Origin of the sequence: Candidatus Kinetoplastibacterium desouzaii TCC079E (assembly GCF_000340795.1) — a bacterium.
Classification (GTDB): domain Bacteria; phylum Pseudomonadota; class Gammaproteobacteria; order Burkholderiales; family Burkholderiaceae_B; genus Kinetoplastidibacterium; species Kinetoplastidibacterium desouzai.
Window position 1 is genome coordinate 152955 of record NC_020294.1, and the last position, 18733, is coordinate 171687.

The window sequence follows — 18733 nt, forward strand, 5'->3', positions numbered from 1 at the left end:
ATAGTTATGAAGGGTCAAATTGCAGGTTTAATGCGGCAAGCTCAGCAAGTACAAGAAAATATGAAAAAAGTCCAGGATTCTTTGTCAGAAATAGAGGTTCAAGGATCTTCTGGTGGAGGTTTGGTGGAGGTTTGTATGAGTTGCAAACATGATGTAAAGAAAATAAAAATAGATCCAAGTTTGTTATCTGATGACAAAGATATGTTAGAAGATTTATTGATTGCAGCATTTAATGATGCTTTACGTAAGGCAGATAATTTATCTCAAGAAAAAGTTGCTTCTGTTACATCTGGTTTTCCTATGCCTCCGGGAATGAAATTTCCATTCTAGATTGCTTATTGTTCTTATTGTTTTTGATAGGATATTAATGGACGAATACCATTTTAATGAGCCAGAGCCATTGATTAATTTGATAAAGGCTTTGAAAAGATTACCTGGTATAGGTATTAGATCAGCCAGAAGAATAGCTTATCATTTAATGCAGTATGACTTGGATGGTGCTGGTTTTTTAAGCAAATCATTGTCCGATGCTGTTGCTAGTTTGAGACATTGTGTAAGTTGTAATGGTTTTTCTGAAACTGAGTTGTGTTTTACTTGTGCTAGTGATTTTAGAGACAAGCGTTTATTATGTATCGTGGAGAATCCATCTGATCAGAATAGTGTAGAATCAAGTCATGGTTATAAAGGTCTCTATTATGTACTTATGGGTAGAGTATCTCCACTAGATGGAGTTGGTCCTAAGGAATTAAATTTTCAGAAAATTTTTGATAGAGTGCATGCTGGTAATGTAGAAGAAGTTATTATAGCCACTGGTTTTACAGCAGAGGGGGAGACTACAGCACAGTTTTTGATTGATATGTTTTCTTCCGCTAATATAAAAACCAGTAGGTTGGCTAGAGGTGTTCCTGCTGGTAGTGAGCTAGAGTATATAGATGCAGGTACTATAGCTTGGGCTTTGATAGATCGTAAGATAATTAATTAGATGTTAATGTATGAACAAGTAGTTGCAAATTTCTACTTGTTCATATTTATTTATATATGCTCTTTTATTATGTTTTCTAGTGTGTTCGTATCTTTAATAAATGCTCTAATTCCTTCTGCTAGTTTTTCGCTGGCCATTACATCACTATTTAACATAAATCTAAATTCACTTTCTGTAATGTAATGTTTTTTTAATTCTTTTTTTTCATTATATTTTTTATTTAGTTTTGCTGGTGTATGACCAGGTGTTTTTTCTAATTCTTTTAATAATTCTGGGCTTATTGTTAGTAAATCACATCCTGACAAGGAAATTATTTGATTAATATTCCTAAAACTAGCACCCATGATTTCTGTTTCTATTCCTAATGATTTGTAGTAATTGTAAATTGCAACAACTGATTTAACTCCAGGATCATTCTCTCCTTTTTTGTTTTCTTCATTCCATTCTGCCCCTTCATTTTTTTTATGCCAGTCATATATTCTTCCAACAAATGGTGATATTAGTTTTACATTAGCTTGAGCACATGCCATAGCTTGTGTCAAAGAAAACAATAAAGTTAAATTACAATGGATTCCTTCCATTTCCAGTGTTTTTGCTGCTTGTATTCCTTCCCATGTTGCTGCAATCTTTATTAGCACTCTTTTTCTATCTATCCCACTTGATTCGTATTGGTTTATTAAGAATCTGGCTTTTTCTATTGTTGCTTTTGTGTCGAAAGATAGTCTTGCGTCTACTTCTGTCGAAACTCTTCCAGGTATTATTTTTAAGATTTCTTTACCAAATTCTACGGTTATTTTGTCGGTTATGTCCGATAGTGAGATGTTTTTATTGTTTTTTATTATATTGGTTAATAGATGGTTGTATTCTTTTTGTTGTGCTGCCTTTAATATAAGAGAAGGGTTTGTAGTTGCATCAGTTGGTTTTAAGTTTTTAATGCTTTCAAAACTTCCAGTGTCTGCTACTACTGTTGTATATTTTCTTAGTGATTCAAGTTGGTTCATAACAATAAATTTTTAAAAGTGGTTTTTAGATTGAAATTAGAATAATATATAATAATATTAGATTAGAGTTGTTATTTTTATAAACATAAAGTGAATGTACAATAGTAATAGCTGATTGTCGATACTAAAATACTAAGGTTTATCGTGTTCTCTCAACTTTTTAAAGATAGAAATGAATTATCCCCTGCAATATTAGCTTTGTCTGGTGGGGAGATATTTAAAGGTTTGTCTATAGGTGCTCCTGGATATACTGTAGCAGAAGTCGTATTTAATACTTCAATGACTGGATATCAAGAAATTCTCACTGATCCAAGTTATACTGGTCAGATAGTTACTTTAACCTATCCTCATATAGGTAATACAGGAGTAAACAATGAAGACATAGAGTCAAATAAGATACATGTTTCTGGATTAATTATCCGTAATTGTACAAGTGTATTTTCCAATTTTAGAGCCAAATGTTCTCTACCTACATACTTAAAGGATAATGGTATTGTTGCTATTTCTGATATTGATACTAGGAAACTAACCCGTATTTTGAGAGAATCAGGTTCTCAGGGAGCTTGTATCCTTGTAGGAGATGATTCTAAAAAGGCTATTGAATTAGCTAGAGGTTTTTCTGGAATGTCTGGTCAAGATTTAGCGCAAGTTGTTTCTAGACCTAATGTAGAAACTTGGTCAGAGGGAATTTGGAATTTAGGAGAAGGATTTTCTAAACCTAAGACTTCGAAGTTTCATGTTGTGGCATATGATTTTGGTGTTAAAAGCAACATTTTACGTCTTTTAGTAGATCGTGGTTGTGATGTAACCATAGTTCCAGCAAAAACATCGGCAAACGATGTTATGAAATTAAATCCTGATGGAGTTTTTTTATCAAATGGTCCGGGAGATCCTGAACCATGTGATTATGCAATAACAGCTGTTAAATTCTTTTTGGAAAACAAGATACCACTGTTTGGTATTTGTTTGGGTCATCAGTTGATGGGATTAGCAGTAGGGGCTAGAACAGTTAAGATGAAAACTGGTCATCATGGAGCGAATCATCCTGTTCAAGATTTACAATCTAGAAAGGTATTTATTACTAGTCAAAATCATGGATTTGCTGTGGATGCTGCCTCTCTTCCAGAGAATGCTAGAGTGACTCATGTGTCTTTGTTTGATGGTTCTTTACAAGGTTTTGAGTTAATAGATCGTCCAGCTTTCTGTTTCCAGGGTCATCCTGAAGCTAGTCCAGGGCCAGTAGATATTACTGTTTTATTCGATAAGTTTATTAGCCTAATGTGCTTAAAAAAATAAAGGTTGCAAAATGCCGAAGCGTACAGACCTAAAAAGTATTCTTATTATTGGAGCTGGTCCTATAGTTATAGGCCAAGCTTGTGAGTTTGACTATTCTGGAGCTCAAGCTTGTAAAGCTCTTAAGTCAGAAGGTTTTAGAACTATTTTAGTTAATAGTAATCCAGCCACTATAATGACTGATCCAGAGACTGCAGATGTTACATATATAGAGCCTATAAATTGGCAAGCTGTAGAAAAAATTATAGAAAAAGAAAGACCTGATGCTTTGTTGCCTACAATGGGTGGACAAACCGCATTAAATTGTGCATTGGATTTATCTAGCCATGGTGTTTTGGATAAATATAATGTCGAGTTGATTGGAGCTAATGCAAAAGCCATTGAAAAGGCTGAGGATAGGAATAAGTTTAAGAAGGCTATGACAGATATAGGTTTAGAATCAGCTAAGTCTGGTTTAGCTCATAGCATGAAAGAAGCATGGGAAGTTCAACAAAGTATAGCTGCTAATTCAGAAGTATCTGGTTTTCCTGTAGTTATCCGCCCAAGTTTTACTATGGGTGGTTCTGGTGGTGGTATTGCTTATAATGCGGATGAATTTGAAGAAATTTGTACTAGAGGGTTAGAGGCATCTCCAACAAAAGAGCTTTTGATTGAGGAATCTCTATTGGGTTGGAAAGAGTTTGAAATGGAGGTTATAAGGGACAAAGCAGATAATTGCATTATAATTTGTTCTATAGAAAATTTAGATCCTATGGGAGTCCATACTGGAGACTCTATTACAGTTGCTCCGGCTCAAACATTGACTGATAGAGAATATCAGATTATGCGTAGTGCTTCTATCGCTGTTCTGCGTGAGATAGGAGTTGATACTGGTGGTTCTAATGTGCAGTTTGCTGTAAATCCTGATACAGGACGTATGGTTGTCATAGAGATGAACCCAAGAGTTTCAAGGTCATCTGCATTAGCATCCAAAGCTACTGGGTTTCCTATTGCAAAAGTTGCTGCTTTGTTAGCAGTTGGTTTTACTTTAGACGAATTAAAGAATGATATTACCGGTGGCCTAACTCCTGCTTCATTTGAACCTTCTATTGATTATGTTGTTACAAAGGTACCACGTTTTGCTTTTGAAAAATTTCCTACTGCTGACTCTCGTTTAACAACACAAATGAAATCTGTTGGTGAGGTTATGGCTATAGGTAGAACTTTTCAAGAGTCTTTTCAAAAGGCTCTTAGGGGGTTGGAGGTTGGAGTTGACGGATTAAATCAAAAGACCGTTGACCGTGAAACCTTACAGGTTGAGTTGGGAGAACCTGGGCCTGAAAGAATATGGTATGTGGCAGATGCTTTTGCGCAAGGTTGGTCAGTTGAAGAGGTTCATTCTATTACTAAAATAGATTCTTGGTTCTTGGATCAGATAAAGAATATTGTTGATATTGAATTGTCTCTAGAAACTTATAATTTATCTAATTTGGATCATAGCACATTGCTTGAATTAAAGCGTCGTGGTTTCTCGGATACAAGAATAGGCTTTTTATTGGATGCATCAGAGTCTGAGATAAGAAAGTTGCGCCACCAGTTTGGAATAAGACCTGTGTATAAAAGAGTAGATACTTGTGCGGCAGAGTTTTCAACTCGCACTGCATATATGTATTCTACATATGAAGATGAGTGTGAGTCACATCCATCTGATGATAAGAAGAAAGTTGTTATTTTGGGTGGTGGTCCAAATAGAATTGGCCAGGGAATTGAGTTTGATTATTGTTGTGTTCATGCCTCTTTGGCTTTAAAAGAGGATGGTTATGAAACAATAATGATTAATTGTAATCCAGAGACTGTTTCCACAGATTATGATACATCTGATAGACTGTATTTTGAGCCATTGACATTAGAGAATGTTTTAGAAATAGTTTATAAAGAAAATCCAATTGGTGTAATAGTTCATTACGGAGGTCAAACTCCTTTAAAATTAGCAAAGTCTTTGGAAGCTAATGGTGTTCCTATAATAGGCACAAGTCCAGAATCTATAGACATAGCAGAAGATAGAGAAAGATTTCAGAAGCTTTTAAATAAAATAAATTTACGTCAACCTCCTAATCGTACAGCTAGAACTGAGTCTGAGGCATTAGCTCTTGCTATCGAAATAGGATATCCTTTGGTCGTTCGTCCTAGTTATGTATTAGGCGGTAGAGCTATGGAAATAGTTCATGAGCAGAATGATCTTGAACGATATATGAGAGAAGCTGTTAAGGTAAGTAATGATTCTCCTGTATTGTTGGATAGATTTTTAAATAATGCTACTGAAGTGGATGTTGATTGTATATCAGATGGTATTGATTCATTTATAGGTGGGGTAATGGAGCATATAGAGCAAGCTGGCGTCCATTCTGGTGATTCTGCTTGTAGTTTGCCTCATTATTCTCTATCAGATGAGATAGTTTCTGATATAAAGAATCAAACTAATTTGATAGCAAAATCTTTAAATGTTAAAGGGTTGATGAACATTCAGTTTGCTGTGCAGGATGGAGATGTGTACGTATTAGAGGTAAATCCTAGAGCTTCTCGTACTGTTCCCTATGTTTCAAAATCTACTGGTTTGCAGTTAGCCAAAATTGCAGCAAGAGTTATGGTTGGTCAAAGCTTATCTTCACAAGGGATAAAGAAAGAGATTATTCCTAGTTATTTTTCTGTTAAGGAATCTGTATTTCCTTTTGTTAAATTTCCTGGAGTGGATACAATTCTTGGTCCTGAAATGAAATCAACAGGTGAAGTAATGGGTGTTGGTAGAAGTTTTGGTGAGGCTTTTGTGAAGGCTCAAATGGGAGCTGGAGTTAAATTACCTGAATCTGGATTGGTTTTTATTAGTGTTAAAGAACAAGATAAGAACCTTGCTGTGGAGATTGCTAAGGGATTACATGATTTAGGATTCAAGATTATAGCAACTAGAGGAACAGCAAAGAAAATAAGTGAAGTTGGCCTCCCTGTTCAAATTGTTAATAAGGTTAATGAAGGTCGCCCTCATATAGTTGATATGATTAAGAACGGTGATATTTCTTTGGTTATTAATACAGTTGAAGAGAGAAGAAATGCTATTATTGATTCTCGTACAATAAGAGTTCAGTCACTAGCAAATCGTGTTACTTGTTTTACAACAATTGCTGGAGCTCGTGCTGCTGTAGAAGGAATGCAGTATTTGAGAAAAGGACTTGGATTGCAAGTTTATTCTTTACAGGAGTTACATGCTTCTTTAAAACACTAGTTTTTTATACTTTAGTGTTTGCTGATAGTTTAAATTGCATTTTGAGTTATTTTTTTATTTAGTAAAATTATTAAAAACCCCGATTCTGTTATGAGTCGGGGTTTTGTATTTATAATTGAATCGTGTTTGTAAGTATTTTTATAGGAGGCAAATTATGGCTGTTATTCCACTTACTATTAAGGGAGCAGAATCTTTACGTAAAGAACTACATCAATTAAAGACTGAAGAAAGGCCTTCGGTGATTAATGCTATAGCAGAAGCTCGTTCTCATGGAGACCTTTCTGAAAATGCTGAATATGATGCTGCTAGAGAACGTCAAGGATTTATTGAAAGTAGAATTGCTAATTTGGAAAGTATTCTGTCTAATGCTCAATTGATAGATCCTAAAAGCATACTTTCTGAAGGAAAGGTTGTGTTTGGTGCTACTGTTAATATAGAAGATTTAAATTCTAAAGAAAAATATTCATACCAAATAGTTGGAGATGCTGAGGCTGATATTAAACTAAATCTAATATCTATTTCTAGTCCTATGGCCAGAGCTATGATTGGCAAGGAAGAAGGTGATATTATTGAGGTTAGAGCTCCATCAGGGAATTATGAGTACGAAATTATAGAAATAAGTTATATATAATTTAATACTTTTTTATGAGTTTATTATACGTCTATAGTTACTTAGAAGAATATTTCTGTTGTAGAAAAATTCTTCTAAGTAATATTGTTTGTTTTTTGGTTCTAAATTTCACTATTGTGTTTATATATAACTACGATTTTGCCAATTTGTTGTATTAATTGACAGTTCGTTTTTTCACATATGTTTTTTATGATATCTTGACGTTCTTGCTTTTCTTTAGTATTTATTTTTATTTTTATAAGTTTATGTGCTTTTAGTGCTGTAATAATTTCTTTTAGAACTTGTTCTGTAAAACCTTTGTTTCCTATCATAACTACAGGTTCAAGTTTATGAGCTATGGATTTGCAAATATTTAATTTAGTATAATCAGGATTTGTATGCATATGTTTGGAATTTTATAATAATGGCAAAAGATAAATCAACTAAAATATGGATTAAACATCATATTGAAGATCCTTATGTAAAACTAGCGCATCAAAAAGGATATCGCGCTAGAGCTGCTTTTAAGTTAATAGAACTATTAGACTCCGAAAAAATTAATTTTAAGAATAAGAAAATTGTTATCGATCTTGGTTCATCTCCTGGTAGTTGGTCTCAAGTTATGAGAGAAAGAATGATTTTACCAGATGGAAGCATGAATGGAAAAATTATTGCTTTGGATATGTTACCTATGGAGCCAATTTCAGGGGTAGATTTTATACAAGGAGACTTTAGAGATTATGATACTATAGAAAAATTAAAGAAATATATATCTAATCAGTCGGTAGATATTGTAATTTCTGATATGGCCCCCAACTTAACAGGTATAGCTAGTGCAGATAGCGCTAGAGTACAGCATGTTTGTGAATTAGCAATGGAATTTTCTGTTTCTCATCTGAAAAACAATGGAGTGATGATAGTGAAGGCTTTCCATGGAGCTGGTTTTTCACAAATTGTGTTTTTATATAAGAAATTTTTTAAAAGTGTTGTAGAAATTAAACCTCGAGCTTCTCGAGCTAATTCATCAGAAACTTTTTTAATAGCTAGAGAGCTTAAGCAAAGATTATTAGATTTTTAGTTTTTTAATAACTGAAAATAATGTTAATGTTTGTTCTGAATATTATTATTATTTTGAATGTTGTTATGTTTGATAATATAATGTGGTCTGATTTTACTATCTCTAGTAAAATCAGTTTTTAACTTTTTGTTGTTTTATATTAACCCCTTAAATGGGTTAAATGTATCCAATTTTCATAATTGTAAGCAGGAGCTCGACTTTGAATAGTTCTTTTTCAAAAGTTGCAGTTTGGATAGGGATTGCCCTAGCACTTTTTACTGTGTTTAGACATTTTGATGGACGTAGTAGATTCCAAGATAATTATACCTATACGCATTTTATGGATGATGTTAGATCAGGCCATATAAAGAAAGTAGAGGTTCAGGGAGATGTTTTGCGTGTTTTATCCGATAACGGATATGTTCATTCTTTAGTCTCTCCAGGTGATTTATGGATGGTTTCTGATTTGTTAAAAAACAATGTTCAGGTTGTTGCTAAACCTAGAGAAGAGCCATCTTTTTTAGCTAGTGTTTTTGTTTCATGGTTTCCTATGTTACTTCTAATAGGAGTATGGGTGTTTTTTATGAGACAAATGCAAGGTGGAGGTCGAGGTGGAGCTTTTAGTTTTGGGAAATCAAGAGCTAAGATGTTGGATGATGCCACCAACAAAACTACTTTTGCTGATGTTGCAGGATGTGATGAAGCAAAGGAGGAAGTGCAGGAGTTAGTTGATTTCTTAAAAGATCCTACTAAATTCCAAAAACTTGGAGGAAGAATTCCGAGAGGTATATTGATGGTTGGCTCTCCAGGTACTGGAAAAACTTTATTGGCTAGAGCAATAGCAGGAGAAGCAAAAGTTCCTTTTTTTAGTATTTCTGGTTCTGATTTTGTTGAGATGTTTGTTGGTGTTGGTGCTTCAAGAGTAAGAGACATGTTTGAAAATGCCAAGAAATATTCTCCTTGTATAATTTTTATTGATGAGATTGATGCGGTAGGAAGACAAAGAGGTGCTGGTGTAGGAGGAGGAAATGATGAGCGAGAACAAACTCTTAATCAGATGCTAGTAGAAATGGATGGTTTTGAAGCAGGTCAGGGAGTTGTTGTCATTGCTGCAACTAATAGACCTGATGTTTTGGATCCTGCATTACTTAGACCTGGTCGTTTTGATAGACAGGTTGTTGTTCCTTTGCCTGATATCAAAGGTAGAGAGCAAATATTAAAGGTACATATGGGTAAAGTTCCATTATCTGACGATGTTGATCCTTCTATATTAGCACGTGGCACTCCTGGATTCTCAGGGGCAGATTTATCTAATCTTGTTAATGAATCAGCATTATTTGCCGCAAGAAGAAATGCAAAGAAAGTAGAGATGTTTGATTTTGAGAAAGCAAAAGATAAGATAATGATGGGTGCTGAAAGGCTTTCTATGGTTATGCCAGAAGAAGAGCGACGTAATACAGCCTATCATGAATCTGGTCATGTTGTTGTAGCAAAGATGTTACCTAAAACTGATCCTGTTCATAAAGTTACGATAATACCTAGAGGTTTAGCTTTGGGTGTTACTATGCAACTACCTGATAGAGATCGTTATAGTATGGATAAAGAACGTTTGCTAAATACTATTTCTGTTTTGTTTGGTGGTCGTATTGCTGAAGAAATTTTTATGAATCAAATGACAACTGGGGCTTCTAATGATTTTGAAAAAGCAACTTCTATTGCAAGAGATATAGTTACACGATATGGAATGACTAAAGAATTGGGTCCGATGATATACGCTGATAATGAAAGTGAAGTATTTCTTGGTCGTAGTGTTACTAAAACAATACACGTTTCAGAGGCTACTATGCAGAAGGTTGATAATGAAATAAGAACAATTATTGATGATCAATATAACGTGGCAAGAAATATTATTGAATCTAATCGCGATATTATAGAGAATATGGCTGAGTCTTTATTGAAGCTAGAAACTTTAAACTCTGATCAGATTGATGACATTATTTCTAGAAAGCATTTATCTATTAATGATTAAAAAAGAATTATTTTATTAAAACATCTTTAAATATGATTCATAAAACTCTTCAATGTGGTCGTTTTAATCTTGATTGGTCATCTCCAGTAATTATGGGCATATTAAATCTTACTCCTGATTCATTTTCAGATGGTGGTAGTTATACTTCTATTAGTACAGCATTACATCAGGCAGAGAGAATGATTAATGAAGGTGTTGATGTAATAGATATAGGGGCAGAGTCTACTAGACCATCATCTATATTTGTTCCTGCAGATGAGGAATTAAAAAGATTGTTACCTGTTGTTGAAGTTTTAATGGATTATAATATTCCTATATCTATAGATACATATAAGCCAGAAGTTATGCAAGTTATGTTAGATATGGGGGTTGATTTAATAAATGATGTTCATGGTTTTATGAATCCATGTTCAATGGAGATTGTTTCTTCCTATAATTGTGCTCTTTGTGTTATGCATATGAAAGAACATATAGGCAATACTACACACCCTGATCTTATAGATTCAAAGAGCATTGTTGTTGATGTATGCGATTTTTTTGATAACCAGGTTAATAGGTTAGTAAATAACAATATAAATTCAGATAGATTGATTTTAGATCCTGGGTTCGGTTTTGGTAAAAGTGTAAAACAAAATTATTTTTTAATAAACAAATTGGCAGATATACGGTATAAAAATCTTCCTATTTTAGTAGGACTTTCTAGAAAATCAATGATTGGTAATATTACAGGTAATAATACGTCTAATCGCTTAATTGGGAGTATTGCTGCTATGTTATCTGCTGTGACAAATGGTGCTAATTTTGTAAGGGTTCATGATGTTGCTTCAACTGTTGAGGCCCTTAAGATATGGGCTGCTGTAAATCAGGATTTTTAATTTTATGCGAAGTAAAAATTATTTTGGTACTGATGGTATCAGAGGATTGGTAGGTACATTACCAATTAATATTGATTTTGCATTTAAATTGGGTTTTGCAACTGGAACTGTTTTTATTGAAAGATATGGATATTCAAAAAATAAAACTATCGTTATAGGTAGAGACACTAGAATATCAGGTTGCATGTTGCAGTCTGCAGTTGTTTCAGGTTTGTTGGCTTCAGGTGTAAATGTTTTAAATGCCAGCATAGATCCTATGCCAACTTCTTCTATTGCTTTTTTAGTTAAGGATTTAGATGCTTTAGGGGGAGTTGTTGTGAGTGCTTCTCATAACCCTTATTATTATAATGGTTTCAAATTTTTCGATTCAAGTGGCTTTAAATTATCTGAAGATATTGAGTTAGAGATAGAAGAAAGAATAAATCATAATATTTGTTATGATGGAAGCAATTTTGGTCAGTTTATTTTTGCAAATGATTCTGAAGACAGTTATATAAATTTTTGTAAAAAAACATTTCCTGGGGAATTAACGCTTAGTGGGTTGAAAATTGCATTGGATACAGCGAATGGTGCGGCTTATAAAATAGCTCCTCGCGTTTTTCAGGAATTAGGAGCTGAGATTTATTCTATAGGGATTACACCTAATGGACTCAATATTAATGATGGAGTTGGTTCGTTATCTACTGAATTGTTATTAAAAAGTATAAAAGAGAATAAATGTCATTTAGGTATTGCTCTTGATGGAGATGCAGATCGTATAATTATTATAGATTCTCTTGGTAATCAATTTAATGGTGATGAATTACTTTACATTATCATAAAAGATCATATGTTATTTAATAAAATTGATGGTGTTGTTGGTACTCATATGACTAATTATGGTTTTGAGTTTCAAATGGGAAAATTAGGAATTCCTTTTTGTAGATCTGATGTGGGTGATCGTTTTGTTTCGGAAGAATTACGAAAAAGAGGATGGTTATATGGCGGTGAGAACTCTGGTCATTTGCTTTGTTTAGGTTTTCACTCTACAGGAGATGGAATAGTTGCTGCGTTGCAGGTGTTAGCTGCTATAGTACGTAGCGGGCATGATATATCATATTTATTGAAAGATTTAAATATGTACGTTCAAAAAATTGTGAATATACCTTGGGATAGTTCTTGCAATTGGGATGATAATTCATCTATGAAAGAAGCCTTTTCTTTTGTAAAACAGAAATTATTAGGTAGGGGTCGTGTATTAATAAGAAAATCTGGTACAGAACCAGTAATGCGTTTGATGGTAGAGGCTGAGGATTCTTGTGTTGTGGATCATTATATTAATACTATTATTTCTTCTATATAGTAAATATCTGTCAATCTTATTTTCTTTGATGTCTGTCAATTTAGAGATTACTGTCTGCTGATTAAATTTTTTATAGTGTGTTTATGGTAAAACATTTTTCTAAAGATTCTTTGTTTTTAAATAGAGATCTTTCATTTTTAAGTTTTAATGAGCGTGTTCTTGATATTGCAGAAAAATCCAATATTCCCTTGCTAGAAAGACTAAGATATATTTGTATAGTAAGTTTGAATTTAGATGAGTTTTTTGAAATAAGAGTTGCTAGTTTAAAAGAGCAACGTCGTTTACAGCCAGATTTAGAAAGTAAGGATGGTTTAATATTATTTGAGGATTTTTATAAAATACAAGCATTTACTCATTCTATAGTAAATAGACAGTATGATCTTTTGAACAATTCTATTATTCCAGAATTATTATCTAATCACATTTTTATATCTAATGAGAGCGAATGGGATGAATCTCAATTTGAATGGGCAAGAAGTTTTTTTACTAAAGATGTGATGCCATTGTTAACACCTATTGGTTTGGATCCAGCTCATCCTTTCCCAATGGTTTATAACAAGAGTTTAAATTTTATAGTTTCACTATCAGGGGTTGATGCTTTTGGTAGACAAGCATCTATAGCTGTTGTTCAAACACCAAGAACATTACCTAAATTAATAAGAATGCCATTGGAATTGTCTAAAAATAGATATAGTTATGTTCTCTTAACAACTTTACTTAAAGCTTTTGTCGGTGATTTGTTTCCAGGTTTGGTAATAAAAGGTTGCTATCAATGGCGCGTTACTAGAAATAGTAATTTGTTCGTTGATGAAGAGGAGGTTAGTAATTTAAGATTGGCTTTACAAGGAGAGTTATCTCAGCGTCATTTTGGTGCTGCTGTTAGATTAGAAATAGATGAGTTTATTCCAAATTCTTTAGAGTGTTTTTTACAGAAAGAATTTTCTTTGTCAGACTACGATATCTATAAAGTTAATGGCCCTATTAATTTGTCTAGATTTATGCAAATTTGTGATTCTAAAGAGCTGCATCATTTATCTTTCAAACCATATTATCCCTCGATTCCTACTCCTTTTAGATCATCTAAAGATAAACCATCTATTTTATTTGATTTTTTAAAGAAACAAGATATTTTATTACATCATCCTTATCAGTCATTTCAACCGGTCATTGATTTTTTAACTGCCGCTTCTTTAGATCCGGATGTTGTTGCTATTAAGCAAACTATTTATCGCACTGGAGAAGATTCAGAGCTGATGAAAATTCTTTTATTGGCCGCTAAAAATGGGAAAGAAGTTACGGTTGTTGTGGAGTTAATGGCTCGTTTTGATGAACAGACAAATATTAATTGGGCTTCTAAATTAGAAGAAGTTGGAGCTCATGTCGTATACGGAGTAGTTTCTTATAAAACACACGCTAAGATGGCCTTGGTTTTACGTAGAGAGAAAGGGGTTCTAAAGAGATATGTTCATTTAAGTACAGGCAATTATCATACTCGCACATCAAATTTATATACAGATTTTGGTGTTCTTACTTCAGACTTTTCTTTAAGTGAAGATATTGATAAGATTTTCTCCCAGTTAACTGGGTTGGGCGCTCGTCTTTCTATGAAATCTATGTTGTATTCTCCTTTTACATTACATGAAGCGATGATTTCTATGATTAGAAAAGAGACTGATATATCTTTAAAAGGAAAAAAATCTAGAATAATAGCTAAAATGAATTCCTTATTAGAGCCAGAAATTATTAAAGAGTTATATATTGCTAGTGAATCTGGTGTCCAAATAGATTTAATTGTTAGAGGTGTATGTGCTTTAAGGGCTGGAGTTCCTGGTTTATCTGAAAATATAAGGGTTCGTTCAATTTTAGGAAGGTTTTTAGAGCATTCAAGAGTCTTTTATTTTTATTCAGATGGAGAGGAAAAATTGTTTTTATCATCTGCAGATTGGATGGGTAGGAATTTTTTTAGAAGAGTAGAAATAGCTTTTCCTATAGTAAATGAAAGTATAAAAAAAAGAATTTTTGAAGAAGCATTTACTTATGCTTTAAGAGATAATCAATTTGCCTGGGATCAGTATGATGGGAAATATATAAAACACATTAACGATAATACCGAATTAGATTTCAGTTCTCAGAATTATCTTATGGATATTTTTAAATCATAATTTTTTATAAATTTGACTTTTTATTTTAATATGGTTAATATACTCAAATAGTTAATATATTTTTCGGGGCGTAGCGCAGCCTGGTAGCGCATCTGCTTTGGGAGCAGAGGGTCGTGAGTTCGAATCCCACCGCCCCGACCATTTATTAAAATAAAGATTCAAAATTTTCCCCGTTTTGATCTTTAGTTGATATTATAAGATTTTTTGTTTTTGGCCATTTTATGTTAACTTTTTTATCGTTCCACAAAAGACATTTTTCTAGTTTAGGGTAATAAAACTGAGTTGTTTTATAAAAAATTCTAGCATAGTTAGAAAGAACTAAGAATCCATGAGCAAATCCCTCTGGAACCCATAATTGATAATTGTTCTGAGAGTCTAATATTACACTTGTCCATTTGCCAAAAGTGCTAGATTTTCTTCTTATGTCAATAATAACGTCAAAAATTTTACCATCAATTACTTGAATTAATTTAGATTGAGGTTTGTCTTCTTGGAAATGCATTCCTCTTAATACGTTCTTTCTTGAAAAAGAAATATTATCTTGTACAAAATAGTGCTCTGCTTCTAAAGCAGAATTGAATCTTTGTAAATTAAAACTCTCAAAAAAATAACCTCTATTGTCTATAAACATTTTAGGTTTGATAATTAGAGCATCTGAGATAGGTAATTTCTTAATAATCATTTTTGTCTTGTTGTTTTATTTTTATTTCTTCAATTGTTTCATAAATACATTTATTAATATTTGGAAGAAAACAATGTTTTTGTATTATTTCATTGGCTTTTAAAGCAGAATTTCTAGGTCTTTGTGTTTTGTCATCGTAATTTAAATATTTTATCGGTATTATTTTATTGCATTTTATTTTAATTGTTTTTGATTCATTCTTTATTTTAGTTAAGAAAGATTTAGCTAAGCTATATCTGCTCATTATATTATTTATGCTTATATGATATAAGTGGGCGCCATTTTTTTTATGTTTATATAATTCTAATATTAATTTTGTGCTGATTGAAGCAACTTCATTTGCTGATAATGGTGATCCATATTGATCACTTGTTATTCTTAAAGTTTGTTTGTATTGAGCTTGATCTAAAATTTTAAGTAAAAAATTATTACCTTGTGAGGAAAATAGCCAACTTATTCTGAAAATTAATGAGTTGCAATTTTTTTGAAGAATATATAAATCTGATGCTAATTTTGAATGACCATAAATGTTTAAAGGGTTTGTTGGGTCTGTTTCAGTGTATGGTTGGTTTTTTTTTCCATCAAAAACATAGTCTGTTGAAAATTGAACCAATAATGATTTTGTTAACAAGCTATATTTAACTAAAGTTTTAATTAGAATGTAATTTATTCTAAATGTTAATTCTATATTTTTCTCTGCCTGGTCTACATTGGTGTATGCAGCAGAATTTATTATTATATCTGGCTTTATGGTTAACAGTTTATAGAATACAGATTCTGTATACAAAAGATCTATAGTTTGTCTATCCCAACATATTAAAGATATGTATTTTATTTCTGTTAGTTGTTTATATATTTTTTGTCCGAGTTGACCTTTTTGACCAATAAGTAAAATTTTCATTATTTTAAAACTTTTTTTCTTGTTTTTTATTTAGATACCAATATATAGTTTTTCGCATTCCTGATTCTAAACTTTCTATAGGTATCCATTTAGTATGTTTTATTATTTTATTTGCGTTTATAGAGTATCTTACATCATGCCCAGGTCTATCATGTATAAATTTAATTTGATTTTTGTAATTATCTCCGCATTGTTTGGGTGATAATTCATCAAGAATATCACATATAAATATAGCAAGTTTTATGTTTGTGACCTCATTATTATTTCCAATATTATAGCTTTCCCCAGGAGTTCCGTATTTAATAAGTTCAATGAGAGCATTACAGTGGTCCTTAACATATATCCAATCTCTAATTTGTTCACCATTTCCATATATTGGAATGTATTGATTGTTAATTGCGGAGTTAATAACATTGGGAATGAATTTTTCTACAAATTGATAAGGACCATAGTTATTTGTGCAAATAGTTAATATTGTTGGAAATCCATATGTGGTAAAGAATGCTTGTGCAATATGATTTGCTGATGCTTTGCTTGCAGAATACGGATTGTTTGTTTTATATGGGCTATTTTCTGTAAAGGGAGCGTCTGTTTTTTTTAGAGAGCCATAAATTTCATCTGTTGATATTTGTATAAATTTAAATGATGAACGGCATTGCATGTTCAAGCTGTTCCAATACTCCTTAGAGATATTTATTAAATTAAAAAAAGAAACTACATTATTTTTTATAAATATATTAGGATTTTTTATTGAAGTGTCGACATGTGTTTCAGCTGCAAAGTTAATAATAGTAGTAGGTTTATATATCTTCAATAAATTCTTTACTAGATGCTCATTACCTATGTCTCCTTTTATAAACTCATAATTGTATTTGTTAGTAAATTGAGAGATTTTTTCTATGTTTGCAGCATAATTAAGACTATCTAAGTTTATTACTTTTTCTGTAGATAAGGAAAACCAAGATTCTATAAAATTTGAGCCTATGAAACCAGCTCCTCCAGTTACAAGTATAGTCATTTTATTGATAAATTTGTTTGATATAAAAATTAATTATATAAGAAAATAAATAAATTTTTATTTATTAAAACCTAAAATTAATTTTTAGCACTATCTTTTGAATTTTTATTTTGGTAAAATCTAAGTTGATCTTTTAATAATACTTTAGTAAGTTTAACTTTTATTAAAAACCATAGCGGTAGTAGCTCAGTTGGATAGAGCACGAGCCTTCTAAGCTCGGGGTCGGGGGTTCGAATCCCTCCTACCGCGCCAAGTTTTTTTGAGTTGGTTGTAGTAAATTTGTACTTATATGGTTAATTATCATACATAATGTTTTTGTTATCTCTAGATTAGATGATGTGTGATATACTAACAACTAAAGCATTATGCAAAGGTGGCTGTAGCTCAGTTGGTAGAGTCCCGGATTGTGATTCCGGTTGTCGTGGGTTCGAGCCCCATCAGCCACCCCATTAATTTAGTCTGTAATTTAAAAATTATCTTAAAATTTTTAGTTCATTAAATTATAGTAATCATAATATTTTCAATATATGGATTAAATAAACCGTTATTTTTTTATTTGGTTTTGTCTTTTAACCCATTTGTCTAATTAGAAACATTTTGGAGCCCTTGATTATGGCGTCCCACGTAAATGCTACTTTTGGGGGAAGTATAGTAGCTTTAATTACCCCTATGTCTTCTGATGGTGATTTTGATTATCAAGCTTATCGTGCTTTAATTGATTGGCATATATCAGAAGGAACTGATGCCTTAGTTGTTGTTGGAACAACTGGAGAATCACCTTCTGTATCTCTTGAAGAGCACGCTGAATTAATCAAAGTAGCAGTAGAGCATTCTAATAATCGTATACCTGTAATTGCTGGTGTTGGTGCTAACTCTACTAGTGAAGCTATTTATTTAACAAAACATGCTAAGATGGTTGGTGCTCATGCTGGTTTATCAGTAGTTCCTTACTATAATAAACCTTCTCAAGAAGGTATATATAGGCATTTTAAAAAAATTGTTGAATCAGTTGATTTGCCTATAATACTTTATAATGTTCCAGGAAGAACTGTAGCTGATATTACGAATGAAACAGCTCTTAGGCTTGCAGAAATACCTGGTATAATAGGTATTAAAGATGCTACTGGTGATATTGCAAGAGGTGTTTTACTAATTAGAGAGGCTCCAAAGGGGTTTCAAGTTTTTAGTGGTGATGATCCCACTGCTGCAGCTCTTATAATGTTAGGAGCTCATGGTAATATTTCTGTTACGGCTAATGTTGCTCCTCGTCTTGTTCATGAATTATGTGTTGCTGCTAAGAACGGTAATGTAGATAAAGTTAGAGAATTAAATATGAGATTAGCTTTGCTTAATAAGGCTTTATTTGTTGAAGCTAATCCTATACCAGTAAAATGGGCTTTAAGTGAAATGGGATTAACTTCATTAGGTTATCGCTTGCCTTTAGTCTCTCTTGGTAATCAATACCATGATGTTGTAAGACAGGCAATGAAAGTAGCTGGTGTAATTTAGTTATTTTATTTTTATT

Annotated in this window: 16 protein-coding genes and 3 tRNA genes; 14 read left to right on the top strand and 5 right to left on the bottom strand. The window is 32.4% G+C overall.

Annotated elements, in window-relative coordinates; translation table 11 throughout:
* Positions 1–6 precede the first annotated feature (6 nt).
* A complete protein-coding gene (locus CDSE_RS00715; protein ID WP_015396105.1) occupies positions 7–330 on the top strand; it encodes a YbaB/EbfC family nucleoid-associated protein in 324 nt (107 codons plus the stop codon).
* 37 nt (positions 331–367) lie between these two features.
* A complete protein-coding gene (gene recR / locus CDSE_RS00720; RefSeq protein WP_015396106.1) occupies positions 368–982 on the top strand; it encodes a recombination mediator RecR in 615 nt (204 codons plus the stop codon).
* A 50-nt stretch (positions 983–1032) separates the two neighbouring features.
* Here recR and tal read toward each other — a convergent pair whose 3' ends face one another.
* Complete coding sequence (tal, locus tag CDSE_RS00725; RefSeq protein ID WP_015396107.1) at positions 1033–1983, bottom strand: transaldolase; 951 nt, start codon at positions 1981–1983, stop codon at positions 1033–1035.
* Between the two features lie 144 nt (positions 1984–2127).
* On the opposite strand from tal, the gene carA reads away from it, so the two are divergent.
* The 3 genes from carA to greA all read left to right on the top strand — a co-directional run bounded on the left by carA (position 2128) and on the right by greA (position 7163).
* A complete protein-coding gene (gene carA / locus CDSE_RS00730) occupies positions 2128–3279 on the top strand; it encodes a glutamine-hydrolyzing carbamoyl-phosphate synthase small subunit (RefSeq protein ID WP_015396108.1) in 1152 nt (383 codons plus the stop codon).
* Between the two features lie 10 nt (positions 3280–3289).
* Positions 3290–6532, top strand: a complete 3243-nt coding sequence (gene carB / locus CDSE_RS00735) for a carbamoyl-phosphate synthase large subunit (protein ID WP_015396109.1) — start codon at positions 3290–3292, stop codon at positions 6530–6532.
* A gap of 154 nt (positions 6533–6686) precedes the next feature.
* Positions 6687–7163 (top strand): transcription elongation factor GreA, encoded by a 477-nt coding sequence (greA, locus tag CDSE_RS00740; RefSeq protein ID WP_015396110.1) that lies wholly within the window; start codon positions 6687–6689, stop codon positions 7161–7163.
* A 101-nt stretch (positions 7164–7264) separates the two neighbouring features.
* Here the strand turns inward: greA and CDSE_RS00745 are convergent, their stop codons facing one another.
* Positions 7265–7546 carry a YhbY family RNA-binding protein gene (locus tag CDSE_RS00745; RefSeq protein ID WP_015396111.1) on the bottom strand — a complete coding sequence of 94 codons (282 nt, stop codon included), beginning with the start codon at positions 7544–7546 and terminating at the stop codon, positions 7265–7267.
* Between the two features lie 20 nt (positions 7547–7566).
* Here CDSE_RS00745 and CDSE_RS00750 point away from each other — a divergent pair, with 20 nt between their 5' ends.
* The 6 genes from CDSE_RS00750 to CDSE_RS00775 all read left to right on the top strand — a co-directional run bounded on the left by CDSE_RS00750 (position 7567) and on the right by CDSE_RS00775 (position 14748).
* On the top strand, positions 7567–8220 hold the full coding sequence (locus CDSE_RS00750) for an RlmE family RNA methyltransferase (protein WP_015396112.1): 654 nt from the start codon (positions 7567–7569) through the stop codon (positions 8218–8220).
* A 199-nt stretch (positions 8221–8419) separates the two neighbouring features.
* Positions 8420–10228 carry an ATP-dependent zinc metalloprotease FtsH gene (gene ftsH, locus CDSE_RS00755; protein ID WP_041186195.1) on the top strand — a complete coding sequence of 603 codons (1809 nt, stop codon included), beginning with the start codon at positions 8420–8422 and terminating at the stop codon, positions 10226–10228.
* Positions 10229–10260: 32 nt separating this feature from the next.
* Positions 10261–11103: a dihydropteroate synthase gene (gene folP / locus CDSE_RS00760; RefSeq protein ID WP_015396114.1), complete on the top strand. Its 843-nt coding sequence runs from the start codon at positions 10261–10263 to the stop codon at positions 11101–11103.
* A gap of 4 nt (positions 11104–11107) precedes the next feature.
* On the top strand, positions 11108–12445 hold the full coding sequence (glmM, locus tag CDSE_RS00765) for a phosphoglucosamine mutase (RefSeq protein ID WP_015396115.1): 1338 nt from the start codon (positions 11108–11110) through the stop codon (positions 12443–12445).
* Positions 12446–12528: 83 nt separating this feature from the next.
* A complete protein-coding gene (gene ppk1, locus CDSE_RS00770; protein ID WP_015396116.1) occupies positions 12529–14607 on the top strand; it encodes a polyphosphate kinase 1 in 2079 nt (692 codons plus the stop codon).
* Between the two features lie 64 nt (positions 14608–14671).
* A tRNA-Pro gene (locus CDSE_RS00775) sits at positions 14672–14748 on the top strand.
* Between the two features lie 4 nt (positions 14749–14752).
* On the opposite strand, the gene rfbC is transcribed toward CDSE_RS00775, so the two are convergent.
* The 3 genes from rfbC to rfbB are packed head-to-tail and all read right to left on the bottom strand — an operon-like array spanning position 14753 to position 17208.
* Entirely contained in the window at positions 14753–15289 is a 537-nt protein-coding gene (rfbC, locus tag CDSE_RS00780) for a dTDP-4-dehydrorhamnose 3,5-epimerase (protein ID WP_015396117.1), read from the bottom strand.
* Positions 15279–16190, bottom strand: a complete 912-nt coding sequence (rfbD, locus tag CDSE_RS00785) for a dTDP-4-dehydrorhamnose reductase (protein ID WP_015396118.1) — start codon at positions 16188–16190, stop codon at positions 15279–15281. The genes rfbC and rfbD overlap by 11 nt, the downstream gene beginning before the upstream one ends.
* Before the next feature lie 4 nt (positions 16191–16194).
* Positions 16195–17208 carry a dTDP-glucose 4,6-dehydratase gene (rfbB, locus tag CDSE_RS00790; protein ID WP_015396119.1) on the bottom strand — a complete coding sequence of 338 codons (1014 nt, stop codon included), beginning with the start codon at positions 17206–17208 and terminating at the stop codon, positions 16195–16197.
* A gap of 175 nt (positions 17209–17383) precedes the next feature.
* On the opposite strand from rfbB, the gene CDSE_RS00795 reads away from it, so the two are divergent.
* The 3 genes from CDSE_RS00795 to dapA all read left to right on the top strand — a co-directional run bounded on the left by CDSE_RS00795 (position 17384) and on the right by dapA (position 18717).
* A tRNA-Arg gene (locus tag CDSE_RS00795) sits at positions 17384–17460 on the top strand.
* A gap of 121 nt (positions 17461–17581) precedes the next feature.
* Positions 17582–17657 (top strand) — tRNA-His (locus CDSE_RS00800).
* Between the two features lie 163 nt (positions 17658–17820).
* On the top strand, positions 17821–18717 hold the full coding sequence (gene dapA / locus CDSE_RS00805; protein ID WP_015396120.1) for a 4-hydroxy-tetrahydrodipicolinate synthase: 897 nt from the start codon (positions 17821–17823) through the stop codon (positions 18715–18717).
* Positions 18718–18733 lie beyond the last annotated feature (16 nt).

Excerpts from the sequence above, each read along its gene's own strand:
- CDSE_RS00715 (WP_015396105.1), top strand. The coding sequence starts at position 7 with ATGAAGGGTCAAATTGCAGGTTTAATGCGGCAAGCTCAGCAAGTACAA.
- recR (WP_015396106.1), top strand. The coding sequence starts at position 368 with ATGGACGAATACCATTTTAATGAGCCAGAGCCATTGATTAATTTGATA.
- tal (WP_015396107.1), bottom strand. The coding sequence starts at position 1,983 with ATGAACCAACTTGAATCACTAAGAAAATATACAACAGTAGTAGCAGAC.
- carB (WP_015396109.1), top strand. The coding sequence starts at position 3,290 with ATGCCGAAGCGTACAGACCTAAAAAGTATTCTTATTATTGGAGCTGGT.
- greA (WP_015396110.1), top strand. The coding sequence starts at position 6,687 with ATGGCTGTTATTCCACTTACTATTAAGGGAGCAGAATCTTTACGTAAA.
- CDSE_RS00745 (WP_015396111.1), bottom strand. The coding sequence starts at position 7,546 with ATGCATACAAATCCTGATTATACTAAATTAAATATTTGCAAATCCATA.
- CDSE_RS00750 (WP_015396112.1), top strand. The coding sequence starts at position 7,567 with ATGGCAAAAGATAAATCAACTAAAATATGGATTAAACATCATATTGAA.
- folP (WP_015396114.1), top strand. The coding sequence starts at position 10,261 with ATGATTCATAAAACTCTTCAATGTGGTCGTTTTAATCTTGATTGGTCA.
- glmM (WP_015396115.1), top strand. The coding sequence starts at position 11,108 with ATGCGAAGTAAAAATTATTTTGGTACTGATGGTATCAGAGGATTGGTA.
- ppk1 (WP_015396116.1), top strand. The coding sequence starts at position 12,529 with ATGGTAAAACATTTTTCTAAAGATTCTTTGTTTTTAAATAGAGATCTT.
- rfbC (WP_015396117.1), bottom strand. The coding sequence starts at position 15,289 with ATGATTATTAAGAAATTACCTATCTCAGATGCTCTAATTATCAAACCT.
- rfbD (WP_015396118.1), bottom strand. The coding sequence starts at position 16,190 with ATGAAAATTTTACTTATTGGTCAAAAAGGTCAACTCGGACAAAAAATA.
- rfbB (WP_015396119.1), bottom strand. The coding sequence starts at position 17,208 with ATGACTATACTTGTAACTGGAGGAGCTGGTTTCATAGGCTCAAATTTT.
- dapA (WP_015396120.1), top strand. The coding sequence starts at position 17,821 with ATGGCGTCCCACGTAAATGCTACTTTTGGGGGAAGTATAGTAGCTTTA.